This is a genomic window from Cellulomonas sp. Y8 (assembly GCF_008033115.1).
Taxonomy (GTDB): Bacteria; Actinomycetota; Actinomycetes; order Actinomycetales; family Cellulomonadaceae; genus Cellulomonas.
The window spans coordinates 2,207,889-2,224,850 of record NZ_CP041203.1 but is presented as its reverse complement, the minus strand read 5'-3'; the positions used below and the strand labels follow the sequence as shown (position 1 = coordinate 2,224,850).

Sequence of the window (16,962 nt, the reverse complement as noted above, 5' to 3'; positions counted from 1 at the left end):
CACACTTCGCGCACGCGATCGGGGCGCATGCGGCGTCCCGTCGCCCTCGCGACCGCCGCGGTCGTCGCGGCGATGCTGATCCCGGCCGGGGCCGCGGTCGCCGACGAGGGCGAGACCGACCCGAGCGCCGTCGTCGAGACGCAGCCCGTCGCGGACCCGGAGCAGACCGCCGACCCGCAGCCGCAGCCGGACCCGCAGCCCGACTCCCCGGAGCAGGGCTCGACCACGCCGGTCGAGTCGACCCCGGTCACGACCGGATCCGGATCCGAGGAGGACACCTCGCCGACGCCGGACACCCCGACGCAGGGCGACTCGTCCGACACCGACGTGCCGTCCGACACCGACGTGCCGTCCGACAGCACGCCGACCACCGAGCAGCCGTCGAGCGGCAGCACCACGCCCGAGCAGGGCACCCCGGACACCGACCAGGACTCCGGCGAGACCGGTCCGTCGTTCTCCGCCGGCGGCTTCCGCGTCTCCGGCTACTCGCTCGACCAGCACGGCAACCGCGTCGCCGTCGCCGGCCAGACGCTCACGCTCGAGCGCACCGAGCCGACGCCCGAGGGCACCGAGTACTCCTGGGACTGGCGCACGAACGCCGGCTGGCGCGGGGCCTCCGCCCAGTTCACCCCGACGTCGGACGACATCAACAAGCAGCTCGTGCTCACGGTGATCGCGTACACCGACGGCGGGTGGTACCCCGTCCTCACCGAGAACCTCGGCATCGTCCTCGCCGAGGCGCCCGCCTCCGGCCCGGTCACGACGCAGCCGACAACGCCGGTCGAGAACACCCCGGTCGACGGTGGCCCCCAGGCGGACGACCGCGTCGAGGCGCCGGACGAGTGGACCGACTTCGTGTTCTCCGGCACGACCACCGACGAGGACGACTTCCCGATCGCCGTCGTCGGCACGCCGATCACCGTGCGCCCGACCACCAACTGGGCGGCCGGCACGACCTTCACGTACGAGTGGCGCCTGGACGACTTCGACGGCCCGGTCGTCGGGGAGGGCACGACCTACGTCCCGACGGACCTCAACCGGTCGATCTACCTCGTCGCCGACCCGACCCCGGTGGACGACAGCACCCTGGGCGCCGGCACGATCGTCGCCTGGAACACGATCGCCCCCACCGTCCCGGGTGACTCCGACGACTCGGACGACTCCGACTCCGACGACGACGCGGGCCTGAAGCCGATGCCCGAGGGCTGGTTCCAGATCGACGCCGCGAACGGCTACGAGCTGGCCTACGGCAAGGAGTACACCGCCACGCCGACCGGCTTCGCGCCGGGCGCCGAGTACACCGTCCGCTGGACCGTCGACGGCGTGCAGGTCGGCTCGGGCCGCACCTTCACCCCGGCCGCCGGACAGATCGGCCAGTTCGTCGACCTCGAGTTCGAGGTGCGCGCCGAGGGCTACGAGACGTACAAGTCCGTGCGCTCCGCCGGCTGGGTCCAGGCGCAGCCCACGGTCACCGTGTCCGCCCCGACGATCACGGCCGGCGCGACCGCGACCGTGACCATCTCGGTCAAGGGCCCGGCGAAGGGTCCCCAGGTCACCGGCCCGGTCGACCTGTACGTGCACGGCAACGGGTACAGCCAGCCGCTCACCGGCCGGTCGCTCCAGAACGGCGTCGCGACCTACAGCGTCCCGAACCTCCCGGCCGGCTCCTACCAGCTGACCGCGTCCTACACGGGTGACCAGATGTGGGCCCGCTCCTTCTCGATCCTGAGCGCGTCGTTCGGCGGCTACACGTTCGCGCAGGGCGAGGGCACCCTGAAGGTCCTGCCCGCCGCCGCCACGGTCAGCGCCCCGGCCACGCTCACGGTCCCGGTCGCGATGCGCTCGACGTTCGACGCGAAGGTCTCCGTGCCCGGCTCCGTGCTCCCCTCCTCGTGGACCCTCCGCGAGGGCACGACGGTCCTGAGCCACGGCGCGACCCACGACGGCCGGTTCGCCGTCACGGTCCCGGTGCTCGCCGCGGGCACCCACACCCTGGTGCTCGAGGTCCCCGCCACGGAGCTGTCGGCCGCGGGCTCCGCGACCATCACGGTCACCGTCGTCGGCGAGCCCGTCCGGACCGGCACCACACCGTCCGCCGCGCTCGACACGCCCCAGGCCGCCACGGCCCCGGGCCAGCAGATGGAGCTCGTCGCCGAGGGCTTCCAGCCCGGTGAGACCGTCGCGTTCTACCTGCACTCCGACCCGGTGTTCCTCGGCACCGCGGTCGCGGACGCGAACGGCGTCGCCCGCCTGATGGCGACCGTGCCCGGCGACGTGCCCACGGGCGCGCACACCGTGTACGCCACCGGCGGCACCACCGGCCGCTGGGCCACCCTCGCGGTCCAGCTCGCGGTCCCGGTCCCGGCCACGGTCACCCCGGTGTCCGCCCCGGTCGCGGCGGCCCCGGCGGCCGTCACGCCGGCGGCGACCGGCGAGCTCGCGGTGACCGGCTCCGAGGGCGGTGCCCTCGGCCTGGCCGCGGCGTTCCTCGTCGCGGTCGGCGGTGCCCTGGTGCTCGTCACCCGCCGGGTGCGCGCGCTGCGCTGACGCCCTGCCGCACGACGGCCCCTCGACCCGCGGGTCGGGGGGCCGTCGTCGTGCGGCCTGGGTGCTAGCACCTCCTGGGCCGAAGGTCCCGTGCCGATTCCCGCGCCGGGCCGCGGCCGGTGCCGATCAGGGGGTCGACCGGATCGTCGCGGGACCGCGGTCCCCGCCCCCCCCCTGGGAGCCACCTTGTCCACACCCCTGACCGGACGACGGCCTCGTGCCACGCGGTCCGCCGCCGTCGCGGCCGTGCTCGCGCTCGCCGCCGTCCTCGTGCCCGCACTTCCCGCCGCTGCGCACAGCGGCTCGGTCACGCCGCTCGAGCCCGAGGTCGCCGGCACCGCGGTCGACTACGCGTTCGAGTGCACGCTCGACGACCCGGACGGCGGTCCGCTCGGCGCGACCTGGCGTCTGCAGACGTTCCCCGGCTCCGCGATGGTCAAGGGGGGCACCGTCACCCAGCTCACCGAGAACACGGCCTCCCGCCGCACGGGCATCTTCACCGTCGACTACTCCGACATCCCCGCGGGCCACTACACGGTGTACGCCGACTGCACCATGAGCGGCGGCTTCACCTACCCCCGCTGGCACCAGGTGGAGCTCACCGCGGGATCGCAGGCCACCACCACGACCCTCACCGCGTCCCGCACGACCGGCGTCGTGACCGGCGACCAGGTCACCTTCACGGCCACGGTCCCCGGCGCCCCCGCGGGTGACGTCGTCTTCACCATCGGCGGCACCGAGAACGTGCCGGTCGCGCTGTCCGGCGGCACCGCCACGATGACGCGCACGATCACCGGCCCCACCAGCGTGGTCGCGGCCTACACCGGCACCTCCGGGTACGCGCCCTCCGCCTCCGGCTACGTCGGCATCGACCCGGTCACGGCCATCACCCCGGGCGTCGTCGGCCTGACCAGCACGCCGACGGTCGGCGCGCCGGTGACGGTCGGCACCCACGGCTGGGCGCCGTCCGAGGCGGACGGGCTCACGCTCACCTACGCGTGGAAGGACGCCGACGGCACCGTCCTCGGCACCGGCCCGACGTACACGCCCGCGGCTGCCGACCTGGGCAAGGCGATCCACGCCGAGGTCACCGGCACGCGCGCCCCGCTGGCGCCGCGCACGGCCAGCACCAACGCCCCCGTCGTGCTGCCGGGCACCATGTCCGGCGCGGTCGCCATCACCGGCACCACGGACGGTGTCGCCACCGCCGGCACCACGCTCACCTCGGTGCCGTCCGGCTGGCCCGCCGGCGCCTCCTTCGCGCACCAGTGGTACGTCGACGGCGAGCTCCGCTCCGAGCAGGCCACCTTCACCCCCGGCACCCGCGACCTGGGCCAGGAGATCTGGCTCGAGGTCCGCGTGACCGCGCCGGGCTACGGCCAGGAGATCGGCACCGCCTGGGCCTCCGTCGCCCAGGCCACCCCGACCGTCACCGTCGGGTCCTCGACGATCGTCGTCGGCCGGGACGCCACCGTGCCCGTGACGGTCGCCGGCCCGAAGGGCGGTCCCGTCCCCGCCGGCGGCGTGCAGGTCACCCTGACCCCGCAGGGCGGCGGCGCGCCGGTCGTCCTCGACGAGGTCGAGCTCGGCGCGAAGGGCACCGCCTCGGTCGTGGTCCCGGGCCTGGGCGTCGGCCGCTGGATCGCCACCGCGACCTACACCCCTGCGAGCGACCAGCACAGCTACGCGCGGGCCGCGTCCGGCTCGTCGGGCCCGTACCGCGCCGCCACCGGCACCGGCACCGTGACCGTCACCAAGCCGGCGGCCACCGTGACCGCGCCCGAGCGGCTCGACGTCCCGGTCGCCACGCCGGGCACCTTCGAGGTCACCGTCAGCGGCTCGCCGCGGCCGACCACGTGGCTGGTCCGCGAGGGCGACACCGTCCTCGTCCGCGGCGACGTCCCGGCCGACGGCCGCGTCCGGGTCACGCTCCCCGTCCTGGCCCCGGGCACGCACACCCTGGTCCTGGAGCTGCCGGAGACCTCGGCCGCCGCGGCCGCGACCCGCACCATCACGGTGACGGTCGCGGGCGAGCCCGGCCGCGTCGGCGCCCTGCCCGGCGCCACGCTGGACACCCCGAAGGCCGCCACGGCCCCGGGGCAGCAGATGCAGCTGGTCGCCGAGGGCTTCGAGCCCGGGGAGACCGTGGCGTTCTACCTGCACTCCGACCCGGTGTTCCTGGGCACGGCGGTCGCGGGCGCCGACGGCGTCGCGCGGCTGCTCGCCGACATCCCGGCCGACGTGCCGTCCGGCGCGCACACCGTGATCGCCACCGGCGGGACCTCCGGCCGGTGGGCGACGCTCCCGGTCGAGCTCGCGGTGCCGGCGGCGACGCCCGCCGTCGCGGGCCCGGAGCTGGCCGTCACCGGCGCGCAGTCCGGGCTCGTGATGGCCGGGGCGTGGCTGATGCTCCTGACCGGCGGCGCGCTCGTGCTCGTCGCCCGCCGGGTGCGCGCGCAGCGCTGACGCCCTGCCGCACGACGGCCCCTCGACCCGCGGATCGGGTCGGGGGGCCGTCGTCATGCAGGGCGCCCTGGTCCCCAGCCCTTTCTCGCACGGTCGCCCGATCGATCAGGGTGCGGCGCGAGAACCGGGTGGGGATCACCCCGGCCGCCGTCCGGGCGTGGCCCCGTCAGCAGGCGCCGAAGACGTACGCCGGGTCGTCCGGCGTGCCCAGGTCGCGGTCGCGGCGGATCGTCGACGGCGGCTGGTCCGGGTCGGCGCAGGCCGCGGCGAAGCCGTCGTCGGTGTACTCGATGTCCAGCACCGCGTCGCCGTAGACGTCCGTGTACGCCGCGCACTCGTCGTACTGCGCGCACTCCTCCGCCACCGCGAAGTCGAACCCCGCCTCGTCCCGCCCGCGGGTCCCGAGCTGCGGGGTGTTCTTCTGCCCCGCCGCGAGCCCCGCGTCGTGCGCGACGGAAACCAGCCGGGCCGCCAGGTCGACCGCCCCGTCCTCGTCGAGCCGGCCGCCGGACCGGGTCCAGGAGTCGAGGTTGTCGAGCTCGACCGCGGCGAACCCGCGCTCGGCGCACGCGCGGACCTGCGCCCCGACGAGCTCCGCGAGCGCCGCCCGGTCGGCCGCGGTGCTCGTGTCGAGCAGCAGCTCGTCCGGCCAGCCCTCGTCGACGACGGGCTCCCCCGCGTCGTCGCGCAGCACCAGGTCGGGGTGGTCGGTCAGCCACACGTCGCGGTCGCCGGGCTGGGTCTGGAAGCCGTTGACGTAGCAGGCCGACCACAGGCCGGGCTCGGGCTCGTCGGTGACGTCGCGGACCACGCCGCCGACCCCGTCCGGGGCCGGGTAGCCGCCCGCGAGCTGGTAGTCGACGACGACGCCCGCCGGGGGACCGCCGGGGTGGGGCGGGTCGGCGGCCCGGCTCGGGTCACCCGCGTCCGCACCCGCAGAGCCGGACCCGCCGGCGGCCACGTCCGCACCACGCGCGCCGTCGTCCGCGCCGTCGCCCGCCGCACAGCCCGCGACCAGCGCGAGCGCCAGCGCCCCGGCCGGTGCCGCACGGACCAGCCGGGCGAGCACGCTCACAGCACCGCCGCGAGCCCCTCGAGGGCCGCGAGCGGGTCGGGGCCGGTCGGCGCGAGCACCACCGCGTCGGCACCGGCCAGCGCGAGCCCGTCCAGCCGTGCCCGCGCCTGCTCCGGCGTCCCGACGACCGCGAGCCGGTCGACCCAGGCGTCCGGCAGCGCGGCCGCGAACTCCGCCCGGTCCGGGGTCCGGTCGCGCAGGTCGCGGAACTCCGCCGCGAAGTCCATCGGGTCGATGTGCGGCGCCCAGCCCGGGTCGCCGATCCAGGCCAGCGCGGGGCGTACCCGGTCCCGCGCGGCGGCCGCGTCGGCGTCCACGGCCGCGACGTCGTAGGCGACCACGCGGTGGTCGGGGGCGTGGCCGATCTGCGCGATCGCCGCGGCGAGGTACTCGGGGCCCACGGGCTCGGCGAGCACCGTCCCGTCGGCGCACCGGCCGGCCGCGGCGAGCGACCTCGGCCCGCGGACCCCGGCCAGCACGGGCGGGACCTCGGCCGGCGGGTTCTCCAGCCGAACGCCGTCCAGCCGGACGTACCGGCCGTCGACGGTCACCTCCTCGCCCCGCAGCAGCGCGCGCAGCGCAGTGACGTACTCCTCGAACGCGGTCAGCGGGCTCGAGGGCCACGCGCCGACCTGGCGCATCCAGTCCGGCATGCCGTGGCCGATGCCGAGGTGCAGCCGACCCGGGAACAGCTCCGCGACGGTCGCCGCCTCCATCGCCGCGAACGCCACGTTGCGCGCGCCGACCGGCAGGATGCCGACTCCCACGCGGATCCGCTCCGTCACCGCGAGCGCCGCCGCGGCCTGGGCCATCCCGCCGCGGAAGCCGAGGTCCTCGACCACCCACAGCTCGGCGAACCCGAGGGCGTCGGCGCGCCGCGCGTACGGCAGCACCTGGTGGGCGGGCAGGTCACGGGGCAGCAGGACGCCGACGTCGAGGCTCATGCCCCGACCCTACGGGCGGGGCGCATCCCGGTGTGCTGTCCTGGTGCCCTGACCCGCGACGTCGCGGGACCCGCCCACGCCGGGAGGTCGGCCATGGCCAGGCTCGTCTACTCCGCGATCACGTCCCTCGACGGGTTCGTCGCCGACCGTGACGGCCGGTTCGACTGGAGCATGCCGGACGAGGCGGTGCACCAGCGGGTCAACGAGCTGCACCGCGGCGTCGGGACGTACCTCTACGGGCGCCGGCTCTACGACGTGATGGTCGCGTGGGAGACGATGGAGACCGCCGACGAGCCGCCGGCCGTCCAGGAGTACGCCCAGCTCTGGCGCGCCGCGCACAAGGTCGTCTACTCGACCACCCTCACCACCCCGCGCAGCGCGCGCACCCAGGTCGAGGCCACGTTCGACCCGGAGGCGGTGCGCCGGCTGCTGCACAGCTCGCCGCACGACGTGCTGATCGGCGGCGCGCACCTCGCCGGTCTGGCGCTGCGCGCCGGCCTGGTGGACGAGGTGCACCTGTTCGTGTCGCCGGTCCTGGTCGGCGGCGGGACCCGGGCGCTGCCGCGGGACGTGCGCGTCGACCTGGAGCTGCTGGACCTGGAGCGGTTCGCGAACGGGGTGGCGCACCTGCACCACCGGGTGCACGAGGTCCACTGACCCCGCGGCGCCGCGGCGAGGCCGTCGGACGTTCGTGACGACCTCGCCGTCTTCCGCCGACCTCAGCGCCGGACGGGGAAGCTCAGGTGCGTGACCCCGCGCGACGGCACCACCGCCGTGGGGTCGCCGAGCGCCACCGGCCCGCCGGCCTGCGCCGTGAAGTACGGCCGCCCCGACCCGAGGAACACCGGCACCAGGTCGACGTTCACCGCGTCGAGCAGCCCGGCCGCGTGCACCTGGGACGCGATCGTCCCGGCCGCGACGCCGACGACCCTGTCCCCCGCGAGCTCCTGCGCCGCGGCGACCGCCTCCAGGACGCCCTCGTGCATGACCACCAGGTCGGGCGACCCCAGCGCCGCCGACTCCCGGACCGGCCGGTGCGTGAGCAGCACGAACGGGACGCCCAGCGGGTGCCTGCCGCCCCAGCCGTCGGTGAGGTCGAACAGCTCGCGCCCCACGACCAGCGCGCCGAGCTGCTCGCGCCACGCCAGCCAGTAGGCGGCGCTCTCCTCCGTCAGCCGGAACGGCGGCAGGTCGCCGTGGTTCTCCACGACGACGTCGCCGGCGTCGTACCAGCCGAACAGCTCGTCGATCCCGTGGTCCTGCCGCGCGATGAAGCCGTCGAGCGACGTGGTCGCCGAGGCGATGACCTGGCCCATGGAGCCGACGGTAGACCGCCTCGGGCCCCGCGGTGAAGGGTGCCCGGGCCGCGGCCCGGGCACCCCGCCGTCAGAAGGTGAACACCGCCACGTCGCCGCGGAGCGCTCCGGCGAGACCGGCCAGCTCGTCCACCGACTGCCCCATCTGCGTGATCACGGCCGCCGCGTCCGTCGCGGTCGTCGCCACCGCGGTGATGCCGGACGCGATCTGGCCGGACCCGGTCGCGGCCTCCTGCACCCCGCGGGCCATCTCGTCCGTGGTCGCCGTCTGCTCCTCGACAGCGCTCGCGATCGTCAGCTGGTAGTCGTTGATGCTCGCGATGATCTGGGAGATCTCCGCGATGGCGGTCACCGCGGCGACGGTGTCCGCCTGGATCGCGTCGACCCGGCGCGCGATGTCGTCCGTCGCCTTCGCCGTCTCCTGGGCGAGCTCCTTCACCTCGCCGGCCACCACCGCGAATCCCTTGCCCGCCTCGCCGGCCCGGGCCGCCTCGATGGTGGCGTTGAGCGCCAGCAGGTTCGTCTGCTCGGCGATGCTCGTGATCACCTTCACCACGTTGCCGATCTCCTGGCTCGACTCCCCGAGCCGGGCGACCCGCTCGTCGGTCGTCGCCGCGGCCGCGGTCGCCCGCTCCGCCACCCGGGCCGCCTCCGTCGAGTTCCGCGCGATCTCCTGGATGCTCGCGCCCATCTCCTCGGCGCCGGCCGCGACCGCCTGGACGTTCCGGGAGACCTGCTCGGCGGCGGCGGCGACGACACCGGCCTGGTCGCCGGTCTGGTGCGCGCCGGAGGCGACCTGGGTGTTCGCCGTGGACATCTGGTCCGCCGCGGCGGCGAGCGTCTCGGCCTTGCCGACGACGCCGGCCATCGTGCTCCGCAACGCCCCCTGTGCCGCGCCCAGGTCAGCGGCCATCAGCCCGATCTCGTCACGGCTGCGCACCGGCGCCGCGACCGTGAGGTCGCCGCGCGCCATCGCCGCGAGCGCGCGGCGCACCATGCTCACGCTGCGCCGCATCGAGCCCGCCACGACGAGCGCGAGCCCGAGGGCGGCCGCCAGCGCGACCGCCAGCGTCACGACGAGCAGGACGGTCGCGGACCGGGACTGCGAGGCGGCGCGGGCAGCCAGGTCGCCCGACAGGGCGATGAGGTCGGCGTCCAGGTCGTCCAGGTCGGCGGCGAACGCGCTCGCCATCGGGACCGACACCTCGGCGAGCAGCGTCTCGTACGCGTCGCTCGCCGGGCTGGCCAGCGCCGCGGGCGTGAGCTGCTCGTCCCGCGCCTCGAGCCAGGCCGCGTAGTCCCGCTGGAACGCCTGCCAGGAGGGCAGGTCCGCGGCCTCGGTCGCGTTGAACTCGTCGATCTTCTCCTGCTGGGTGGCGTCGTTGTCGACCTGCTTCTGGAGCCACTCGTCCTTCGCCTCCGGCGACTGCACCGCGGCCAGGTTCGCGAGCGTCATCCGGGCACCCTGCTGCTTGATGTGGATCTGGCTGCGGATGTAGACGGGCCCGGACTGGATGTCGGCGAGGTGAGCCGTCGTCTCCGCCAGCGAGCGCAGCGACGAGACGGCGATGAGCCCCGTGCCGACGGCGACGGCCCCGAGCAGCCCCACCACCGCGAGGATCTTCGTGCGGATCGACCAGTCGCGCGGGTGCGGACGGCGGGCGGTCCGTCCGGTCGTGCCGGTGGTGCTCATCGGGCTCTCCATGTTCTCCAGAGCCGCGGGGCGGGCGCCCGGCGGCTCTGGAGGGATCGCGCGTCGCAGCGCGGCTGTGAGCGCACGGTGCCTCCGGGCCCGCGACATCACCCGGGTGCGCGGACCACCAGCGCAGGTCACGGGCCCGGGCGTGGGACCAAGGGGACGTGCGGCGGGTGAAACCCGACGTCCCGGGAGCCCTCAGACCTTCGCGTGCCGCGCCCGGCCGAACGCGTACACCCCGTACGCGGCGAAGCCGAGCGCGACGAGCGTCAGCAGCACCGCGCCGAACGGCAGGTCCGCGAGCGTGTGCAGCGCCGCGTCCAGGCCCTCGGCCTTCTCCGGGTCGGCCTGCACGGCGGCGACCACGAGCAGCACCCCGACGACCGCGAGCGCCGCGCCCTTGCCGATGTACCCGACCTTCCCGGCCTTCCGCACCCACGGCGCGGGTCTGGACTCGAGGTCCTCCAGGAACTTCTCCTTCCAGCCCTTCACGACGTGGTAGCCCGCCACGACGACGACGCCCAGCCCGACGAGCCCGACGAGCACCCGCCCGAACCCGGAGGACAGCAGCCCGGACGTCGCTCCGCCCGACCCGCCCGACGACTGGTCCGTCAGCACCGACACCGTGGTGAACGCCAGCACCGCGTAGGTCACGGCCTTCGCCGCGGCCTTGAGCCGGTCGGCGGTCTCGCCCCAGGCGATCGCCTCGGTCGCCTGCCACAGCGCCAGCAGCACGAACCCGACCAGCAGCACCCACAGCAGCACCTGGCCGAAGCCGTTCCCGGCGACCTGCTGGAGCGCGCCCTGCTGGTCGGCCTGCTCGCCGCCCGACGTCCAGGCGAGCTGGACGGTCACCCAGGCGAGGAGCAGGTGCAGGACCCCGCTGGCGGCGTAGCCGAGGCGGGCGCCCTTCTCCAGGAGCGGGTGGTCACCGGCGCGGGCGGCTGCGTGCTGGACGTCTCCGGTCATGAGGCGAGCGTGGCATCGGGTCCGCGCCGGCGCGCGGCGAGCGGGTCCCGGCTCCGGTGTCCGAGGCGCGCGTCACACGCCACCTGGGCCGATGGTCGCATCCCGCGGCCGGCGACGGGGCTACGCCCACCGCCGAGAGGCCGCCCCTCGGGACGACAGCGCTTCCCGGGTTGACCCCCGCCCCCGCCCGAGGAGCAGGGTGGGCCCGTGCAGTCGGACGAGTGGGTGCAGCGGGACCTCCCAGGGCAGGACGGCGTGATCGAGCAGGCGCGGCACCGCGCCGAGGTGGTGCGCGACCACGTCGAGCACGCCATCGACCTGGCCGAGCGCGACGGCGGCCCGTTCGACTTCCTGTCCATCGCGATCGCCGCGCACTGCTCGGTGACCTACCTGCGCCAGCACCGGGAGTTCGCGGCGCGGATCCGGGCGCTCCAGGCCACGGTCCCGCCCGAGCCCGCCGACCGGCAGGACGCCGCGCTGCGCCGCCGGCTCGCGGACGCGCAGCACCGCGCGGCCTCCCTGGGGGGCCGCGTCGCGCAGCTGGAGGCGGAGAACGCGCGGCTGCGCGACCGCCTCGCGCAGACCCGGCGGGCGGTCCCGGTCCGGCTGGGTCCCGGGGCGCGTCGACCCGGGGCCGCTCGGTAGGCCCTACTCCCCCGCCAGCCGCGCCACCGCCCGCGCGACCCGCTGCGCCCGCACCTCCGGCGTCGGCGCGACCATGAGCGGGTGCAGCACGGAGTACCGCGCCTGCCGGTCCAGCGCGTCGAACGCCGCTCGGGCGGCGGGGACCGCGTCGAGGGCCGCGAGCAGGTCGGCCGGGACCTCGGCGGTCGCCGAGCCGGCGTACGCGCGGTCCCACCGCCCGTCGGCGCGCGCGAGGTCCACCTCGGCGTGCCCGCGCGGCCGCATCCGGCCGTCCGCGACGAGCCGGGCGACGTGCTCGACGTTCCGCTGCGACCAGATCGACCGCGCCCGCCGCGGCGTGAACCGCTGCAGGAACGTCGCGTCGTCGCGGCTGCGCTTCTGCCCGTCGATCCAGCCGCTGCACAGCGCCTCGTCCAGGGCCTCCGCGTAGGTCAGCGAGGTCGGCTCGACCGTGCCCTTCTTCGCCAGCACCAGCCACACGCCGTGCGTCTCGTGCTCGTGGGCGTCGAGCCACGCGCGCCACGCGGCGGCGTCGCCGACGACGAGCGGGGCGTCGGCCTCGGCCGGGACGGGGTCGGTCATGCGCCCAGCATCCCCGACCGACGCCCCGCTCGTGGCTCACGCGGTCGTGAGCTCCACGGGCAGGTGCTCCGCGGGGAGGTGCCCGGGGTGCGGCCGCGCGACCAGCACGGGGCAGTGCGCCCGGTGCAGCACCTGCTGGCAGGTGGACCCCAGGAGCAGGCCGCGGAACCCGCCGATCCCTCGCGAGCCGACGACCAGGAGGTCCGCCGACGACATGCGCTCGAGCAGCGCACCCGGTGCGGCCGCCTCGACGACGGTGCCGTCGACCGGGACGTCCGGGTGCTCGGCGCGCAGCCGGTCGGTCACCCGCGTCAGCTCGGCCCGGGCCGCCGCGACGAGCTCGTCGCGGACGCCGGAGCGCTGCCACGGTGCCCGCCGCCACGTCCCGGTCGGGAGCGCCCGCACCACGAGCAGGGTCGACCGCCAGGCCCGCGCCTGCTGCACGGCGTGGTGCAGCGCGGCCTGGGAGCCCGGCGACCCGTCGACGCCCACGACGACCCGCCCGTGCCGGGCGGGCTCCGTCCGGGAGGCGGGGGACCCCCGCCGCACGGGGTGGTGCCGGGCCGGCACCACGACGGTCGGGCAGTGCGCGTGCGCCGGCAGGGTCACGGAGACCGTGCCCAGCAGCCGCTCCGCGACGCGACCCGGGCCGCGCGCGCCGACGACCACGAGCGCGTGCTCGGCCGAGCGGTCCACGAGGACGCGCGTCGGCTCCCCGTCGGCGAGCTCGGTCGACACGGGGACCCCGGCGCGCTCGGCGCGCTCCCGGCCCTCCTCCAGCACCCGCTCGACGCGGCGACGGACCGCGCAGTCCTCGATCAGCGGGTGCGCGTACGGCCAGTCGCCGCGGACGTGCGTGTCGGGCAGCTGGTAGCTGCACACGAGGTGCAGCGCGCGGCCGGTCCGCCGCCCGTACGCAGCCGCCCAGTCGAGCGCCTGCAGGCTCGGCGACGTGCCGTCGAAGCCGACGAGCACGGTGTCCTGCCGGGTCACGGCCGCCACCCCCCTCGGGGCGCGGGGGCGACCGAGGCACCGCGCAGCGTGTGCTGGGGGTCGCGCATCAGGGTGGTCCGCACGCGGTGGGCCACGGCGAGCAGGGAGAGCAGACCGCCGAGGACGGCCAGGTCGGTCAGCACGGGGTCACCTCCTGGAGGACGACGGGGACGGGCTCCGTGGCGGGCGCCGCCGAGGCGCCGGCGTGGTGCAGCGCGACGGCGGCGCCGACGAACCCGGCGACGACCGCGCCGAGCGCCACGGTGAAGGCGGTGGTGGACAGGGTGAGGGACATCGGGACCTCCTCGGGTGGGGTGGGTGGGCAGGGGTCAGGCCGCGCGAGACGACCCGAGCGCGGGCGCGGCGGCCGCGCCCGCGGTGCGGGACCACAGCCGGTCCAGGGCGAGGTCGAGCGCGTTCGTGACGGCGGCCGCGCGCCGCAGCGTGGCCGAGACCGTGACGGGGGCCGGCGCGTGGTGCCGGTAGGCGAGGCGGTGCTCCAGGCACGCCCAGAAGTCCATGGCGACGGTGCGGAGCTGGATCTCGACCGTGACGTGGCCGGCGCCCCGGACGGGCACGCCGACGACGAGGTGCAGGCTGCGGTAGCCGCTGGCCTTCGGCCGGGTCGCGTAGTCGCGCTCCTCCAGCAGGACCAGGCCGGGCAGGGCGAGCACCGCGTCCCGCACGTCGCGCACGTCCGAGAGGAACGCGCACACGACCCGGAGCCCGGCCAGGTCCTGCAGCCCGCCGCGGAGTGCGTCGTCGTCGAGCGGGATGCCCTTGCGCCGGGCCTTGGCCTCGATGGACGCGGCGGACTTCAGCCGCCACGTCATGTGCTCGACCGGGTCGTGCTCCCGCCCGTCCCGCACCTGGTCGCGCAGCCCGGCGATGCCGAGCAGGAGCTGCGCGAGCGCGTGGCGGTGGTCGCGCAGGAGGCGGTCGGTGTCGACGGCAGGGGCGGCGGGAGGGACGGGGGCCGGGACCCGCACTGCGGTGGTCGAGAGGCTGCCGAGCGCGGTCGGGGCGACGGCGGTCGGGACGGTCAGGGTGGCGTGCACGGCTGTTCCTCGGTGGTCGTCGGGGACGATGACTCCCCGATCTCACGCGAGGGCGCGGCACCGCCGGCCACGCTCTGCGTGGAACCACGCACGCGACGTCCGGCTACCCGGTCCCGGCGGCGCGTCCGGGCGCCGGGCGGGCCGACGCGCGACCCGCCGGGCTCAGATCCAGCCCCGCTCCTCCGCGGCGAGCACCGCCTGCTGCCGGGTCGCCACGCCGACCTTCCCGAGGATCGACGACACGTGGTTCCGCACCGTCCCAGGCGACAGGTGCACGGCGGCCGCGATCTGCGCGATCGTCTCCCCGCGGCGCCCGGCCCGCAGCACGTCGAGCTCGCGGTCGGTCAGCGGGCTGCGCTCGTCGGCGAGGGCGTCCGCCGCGACCTCGGGGTCGACGTAGCGCCTCCCGGACGCGACCAGCCGGATCACCTCGGCCACGTCCTGCGCCGGGCGGGACTTCGGCAGGAACCCGTCGACGCCCGCCTGCAGCGCGCGGCGCAGCACGCCGGGGCGCGCGTGCCGGGTCACCACGAGGCACCGGGTCGGCACCGTGCGGGCGAGCCGCGCGGCGGTGTCGATGCCGTCGATCCCGGGCATCTCCAGGTCCAGCAGGCACACGTCGGGCCGGGCGCGCTCCGCCACCGTGAGCGCCTCCGCGCCCGACGCGCACTCCGCCACCACGTCGAGGTCCGGCTCCAGCCGCAGCAGCGCCGCGAGCGCCGTGCGGATCATGTCCTCGTCGTCGGCGATGAGCACCCGGATCACGCGCCGGCCTCCTCTCCCGCGCCGACGGGCACCGCGACCGTCAGCTCGAACTCCTCGTCGCGGCGCACGCGCACCTCGCCGCCCAGCGCCCCGATCCGGTCCCGGATCGCGGCGATGCCGGTCCCGTCGGGCGCCGGGGCGTCCCGGCCCGACCCCGGGTCGCGGTCGTTGACGATGGCGTACCGCCACCGGTCGCCGTCGCGCCGCAGGCTGATCCGCGCCCGGGTCCCGCCGCCGTGCTTGAGCACGTTCGTCACGCTCTCGCGGACGAGCGGGCCGAGGACGTCCACCGGGGCGTGCTCGGCGCCCGGGCCGACCTGCACGTGCACCTCGTGGCCGGCGGCGCGGAGCAGGTCGGCGGCGTTGGCCAGCTCGTCGGGCAGCGGGACGCCGCGGAACCGGGTCGCGAGGTCCCGCGTGCCGGCCCGTGCCTCGTCGACCGACGCCCGCGCGGTCCGGATCTGCTCGGCGGCGGCGGCCGGGTCGCGCTCGATCAGCCGCTCCGCGAGCTCGAGCTGCAGCGCGACGACCTGCAGGTGGTGGCCCTGGAGGTCGTGCACCTCGCCCGCCAGCCGGAGCCGCTCGCGCATCGCCGACACGGCGCCCGCCGCCTCCCGCGCGCGGTCGAGCTCCCGGACCAGGTCCCACCACCACAGCGAGAACGCGGACAGCGCGGGCAGCAGCAGGATCAGCGTCGGCGGCAGGGTCGAGAGGTCGGCGTCGTCGGTGTCGATGCCGAGCCGCGGCGCGTCGACCACCCAGAGCGCCGCGAGCACCAGGGTCAGGACGGCGATCAGCCGCCAGCGGACGCCCTTCGGCCACGGCAGCAGGCTCAGGAGGAACGCGAGCACGCCGGACCCGAGCATCCAGGACCCGGTCGTCACGCCGAGCAGGACCGCCCCGGCGACCCCGACCACCAGCGCGACCGCGCGCCGGCCGCGGCGGCTGCGGTCCGGACCGCCGTCCTCGTCCTCGGTGGTCCCGGGCGCGCCCACCGGGTAGTCGCAGACCAGCACCGTGGCGGCCGCGAGCTGGAGCACCGCACCCAGCGCCGCGAGCGCGGCACCGCCCGGCAGCACGACGTGCTCGGGCAGCTCGCCCAGCCAGAGCCACCAGTTCATCAGCACGACCAGGTCGAGGAACACCAGGCCGGCGACGGTGTACCACCAGGTCGCGCGCACGCCGCCGGCGTACGGGCCGGCTGCTCCCGCCCACGTCGCCCGCCTCCGCTCCGCCATGGACCCGACCGTACGGCCATGACATCCGTCACGGGGCGACCCCCGGGACCTCACGGACGCCGATGACACCGCGCCACTGCCGCTCGCCGGGCCCCGGACGTGGGATGGAGGCACGGAGAAACACCCGTCCGCACCGCACCCCGGAGGTCACCATGGCTGGTCTGCCCGACGTCGTCCCCCAGTTCCAGGAGTTCGTCGCCCAGCTCCCCGACTGGCTCCAGCCCGCGGGCGTCGCGCTCGCCGGCGCCGTCCCGTTCGTCGAGGGCGAGGGCGCCGCCGCGATCGGCGTGGTCGGCGGGATCAACCCCGTGGCGGCCGCAGCCGCGGCGATCGCGGGCAACTTCCTCGCCGTGCTGCTGGTCGTCGCGGTAGGCGCCCGCACCCGGCAGGCCGTGGTCACGCGCGGCGGCCGGACCCCGTCGGCGCCGAGCGCGAGCCGGCAGAAGTTCGACCGCGCGTTCGCCCGGTACGGGGTCGCCGGCGTGAGCCTGCTCGGCCCGCTGCTCATCCCGACCCACTTCACCGCGGCGGCGCTGGCCGCCTCGGGCATCTCCCGCGGGCGCATCCTCACCTGGCAGGCGATCGCGATCACGCTGTGGACGATCGCGATCAGCCTGGTCATCACGGGGGTCATCGCCTTCGCGGGCTGACCGCGGGCGCTCCCCGGC

The 16,962-nt window shown here is 76.3% G+C and carries 17 protein-coding genes; 5 read left to right on the top strand and 12 right to left on the bottom strand.

Translation table 11 applies throughout. The features are described from left to right. Window positions 1-27: 27 nt before the first annotated feature. Complete coding sequence (locus FKM96_RS10130) at window positions 28-2,547, top strand: Ig-like domain repeat protein (protein WP_147795123.1); 2,520 nt, start codon at window positions 28-30, stop codon at window positions 2,545-2,547. 186 nt (window positions 2,548-2,733) lie between these two features. After that, entirely contained in the window at window positions 2,734-5,013 is a 2,280-nt protein-coding gene (locus FKM96_RS10125; protein WP_147795122.1) for an Ig-like domain-containing protein, read from the top strand. Window positions 5,014-5,179: 166 nt separating this feature from the next. Here FKM96_RS10125 and FKM96_RS10120 read toward each other — a convergent pair whose 3' ends face one another. Both FKM96_RS10120 and FKM96_RS10115 read right to left on the bottom strand, forming a co-directional pair. Continuing rightward, on the bottom strand, window positions 5,180-6,088 hold the full coding sequence (locus tag FKM96_RS10120) for an endo alpha-1,4 polygalactosaminidase (protein WP_147795121.1): 909 nt from the start codon (window positions 6,086-6,088) through the stop codon (window positions 5,180-5,182). Next, entirely contained in the window at window positions 6,085-7,032 is a 948-nt protein-coding gene (locus FKM96_RS10115; RefSeq protein ID WP_147795120.1) for an LLM class flavin-dependent oxidoreductase, read from the bottom strand. The genes FKM96_RS10120 and FKM96_RS10115 overlap by 4 nt, the downstream gene beginning before the upstream one ends. A 93-nt stretch (window positions 7,033-7,125) precedes the next feature. On the opposite strand from FKM96_RS10115, the gene FKM96_RS10110 reads away from it, so the two are divergent. Continuing rightward, entirely contained in the window at window positions 7,126-7,689 is a 564-nt protein-coding gene (locus FKM96_RS10110) for a dihydrofolate reductase family protein (RefSeq protein WP_147795119.1), read from the top strand. A gap of 62 nt (window positions 7,690-7,751) precedes the next feature. On the opposite strand, the gene FKM96_RS10105 is transcribed toward FKM96_RS10110, so the two are convergent. The 3 genes from FKM96_RS10105 to FKM96_RS10095 form a co-directional block, all read right to left on the bottom strand. After that, window positions 7,752-8,348 (bottom strand): dihydrofolate reductase family protein, encoded by a 597-nt coding sequence (locus tag FKM96_RS10105; protein WP_147795118.1) that lies wholly within the window; start codon window positions 8,346-8,348, stop codon window positions 7,752-7,754. 70 nt (window positions 8,349-8,418) lie between these two features. Beyond that, on the bottom strand, window positions 8,419-10,041 hold the full coding sequence (locus FKM96_RS10100) for a methyl-accepting chemotaxis protein (protein ID WP_147795117.1): 1,623 nt from the start codon (window positions 10,039-10,041) through the stop codon (window positions 8,419-8,421). A 201-nt stretch (window positions 10,042-10,242) separates the two neighbouring features. Next, window positions 10,243-11,013, bottom strand: a complete 771-nt coding sequence (locus FKM96_RS10095; RefSeq protein WP_147795116.1) for a DUF1206 domain-containing protein — start codon at window positions 11,011-11,013, stop codon at window positions 10,243-10,245. Between the two features lie 207 nt (window positions 11,014-11,220). On the opposite strand from FKM96_RS10095, the gene FKM96_RS10090 reads away from it, so the two are divergent. Beyond that, the gene (locus FKM96_RS10090; protein WP_147795115.1) at window positions 11,221-11,658 is read left to right on the top strand and encodes a hypothetical protein; all 438 of its coding nucleotides are present in this window, start codon (window positions 11,221-11,223) and stop codon (window positions 11,656-11,658) included. A gap of 3 nt (window positions 11,659-11,661) precedes the next feature. On the opposite strand, the gene FKM96_RS10085 is transcribed toward FKM96_RS10090, so the two are convergent. From FKM96_RS10085 to FKM96_RS10065, 7 genes are all read right to left on the bottom strand, one after another. Further along, a complete protein-coding gene (locus FKM96_RS10085) occupies window positions 11,662-12,240 on the bottom strand; it encodes a YdeI family protein (RefSeq protein WP_147795114.1) in 579 nt (192 codons plus the stop codon). 36 nt (window positions 12,241-12,276) lie between these two features. Beyond that, the gene (locus FKM96_RS10080; RefSeq protein WP_168216946.1) at window positions 12,277-13,233 is read right to left on the bottom strand and encodes a universal stress protein; all 957 of its coding nucleotides are present in this window, start codon (window positions 13,231-13,233) and stop codon (window positions 12,277-12,279) included. Continuing rightward, window positions 13,230-13,376 carry a hypothetical protein gene (locus FKM96_RS20665; protein ID WP_168216945.1) on the bottom strand — a complete coding sequence of 49 codons (147 nt, stop codon included), beginning with the start codon at window positions 13,374-13,376 and terminating at the stop codon, window positions 13,230-13,232. Before FKM96_RS20665 ends, FKM96_RS10080 begins: the two co-directional genes overlap by 4 nt. Beyond that, on the bottom strand, window positions 13,370-13,528 hold the full coding sequence (locus FKM96_RS20660; protein ID WP_168216944.1) for a hypothetical protein: 159 nt from the start codon (window positions 13,526-13,528) through the stop codon (window positions 13,370-13,372). Before FKM96_RS20660 ends, FKM96_RS20665 begins: the two co-directional genes overlap by 7 nt. 34 nt (window positions 13,529-13,562) lie before the next feature. Next, window positions 13,563-14,291, bottom strand: a complete 729-nt coding sequence (locus tag FKM96_RS10075; protein ID WP_147795112.1) for a GTP pyrophosphokinase family protein — start codon at window positions 14,289-14,291, stop codon at window positions 13,563-13,565. Between the two features lie 162 nt (window positions 14,292-14,453). After that, window positions 14,454-15,056, bottom strand: coding sequence for a response regulator transcription factor (locus FKM96_RS10070; RefSeq protein ID WP_147795111.1), 603 nt, complete (start codon window positions 15,054-15,056; stop codon window positions 14,454-14,456). After that, entirely contained in the window at window positions 15,053-16,294 is a 1,242-nt protein-coding gene (locus FKM96_RS10065) for a sensor histidine kinase (protein WP_147795110.1), read from the bottom strand. The genes FKM96_RS10070 and FKM96_RS10065 overlap by 4 nt, the downstream gene beginning before the upstream one ends. Before the next feature lie 152 nt (window positions 16,295-16,446). Here FKM96_RS10065 and FKM96_RS10060 point away from each other — a divergent pair, with 152 nt between their 5' ends. Continuing rightward, window positions 16,447-16,944: a small multidrug efflux protein gene (locus FKM96_RS10060; RefSeq protein ID WP_147795109.1), complete on the top strand. Its 498-nt coding sequence runs from the start codon at window positions 16,447-16,449 to the stop codon at window positions 16,942-16,944. Window positions 16,945-16,962: the final 18 nt, after the last annotated feature.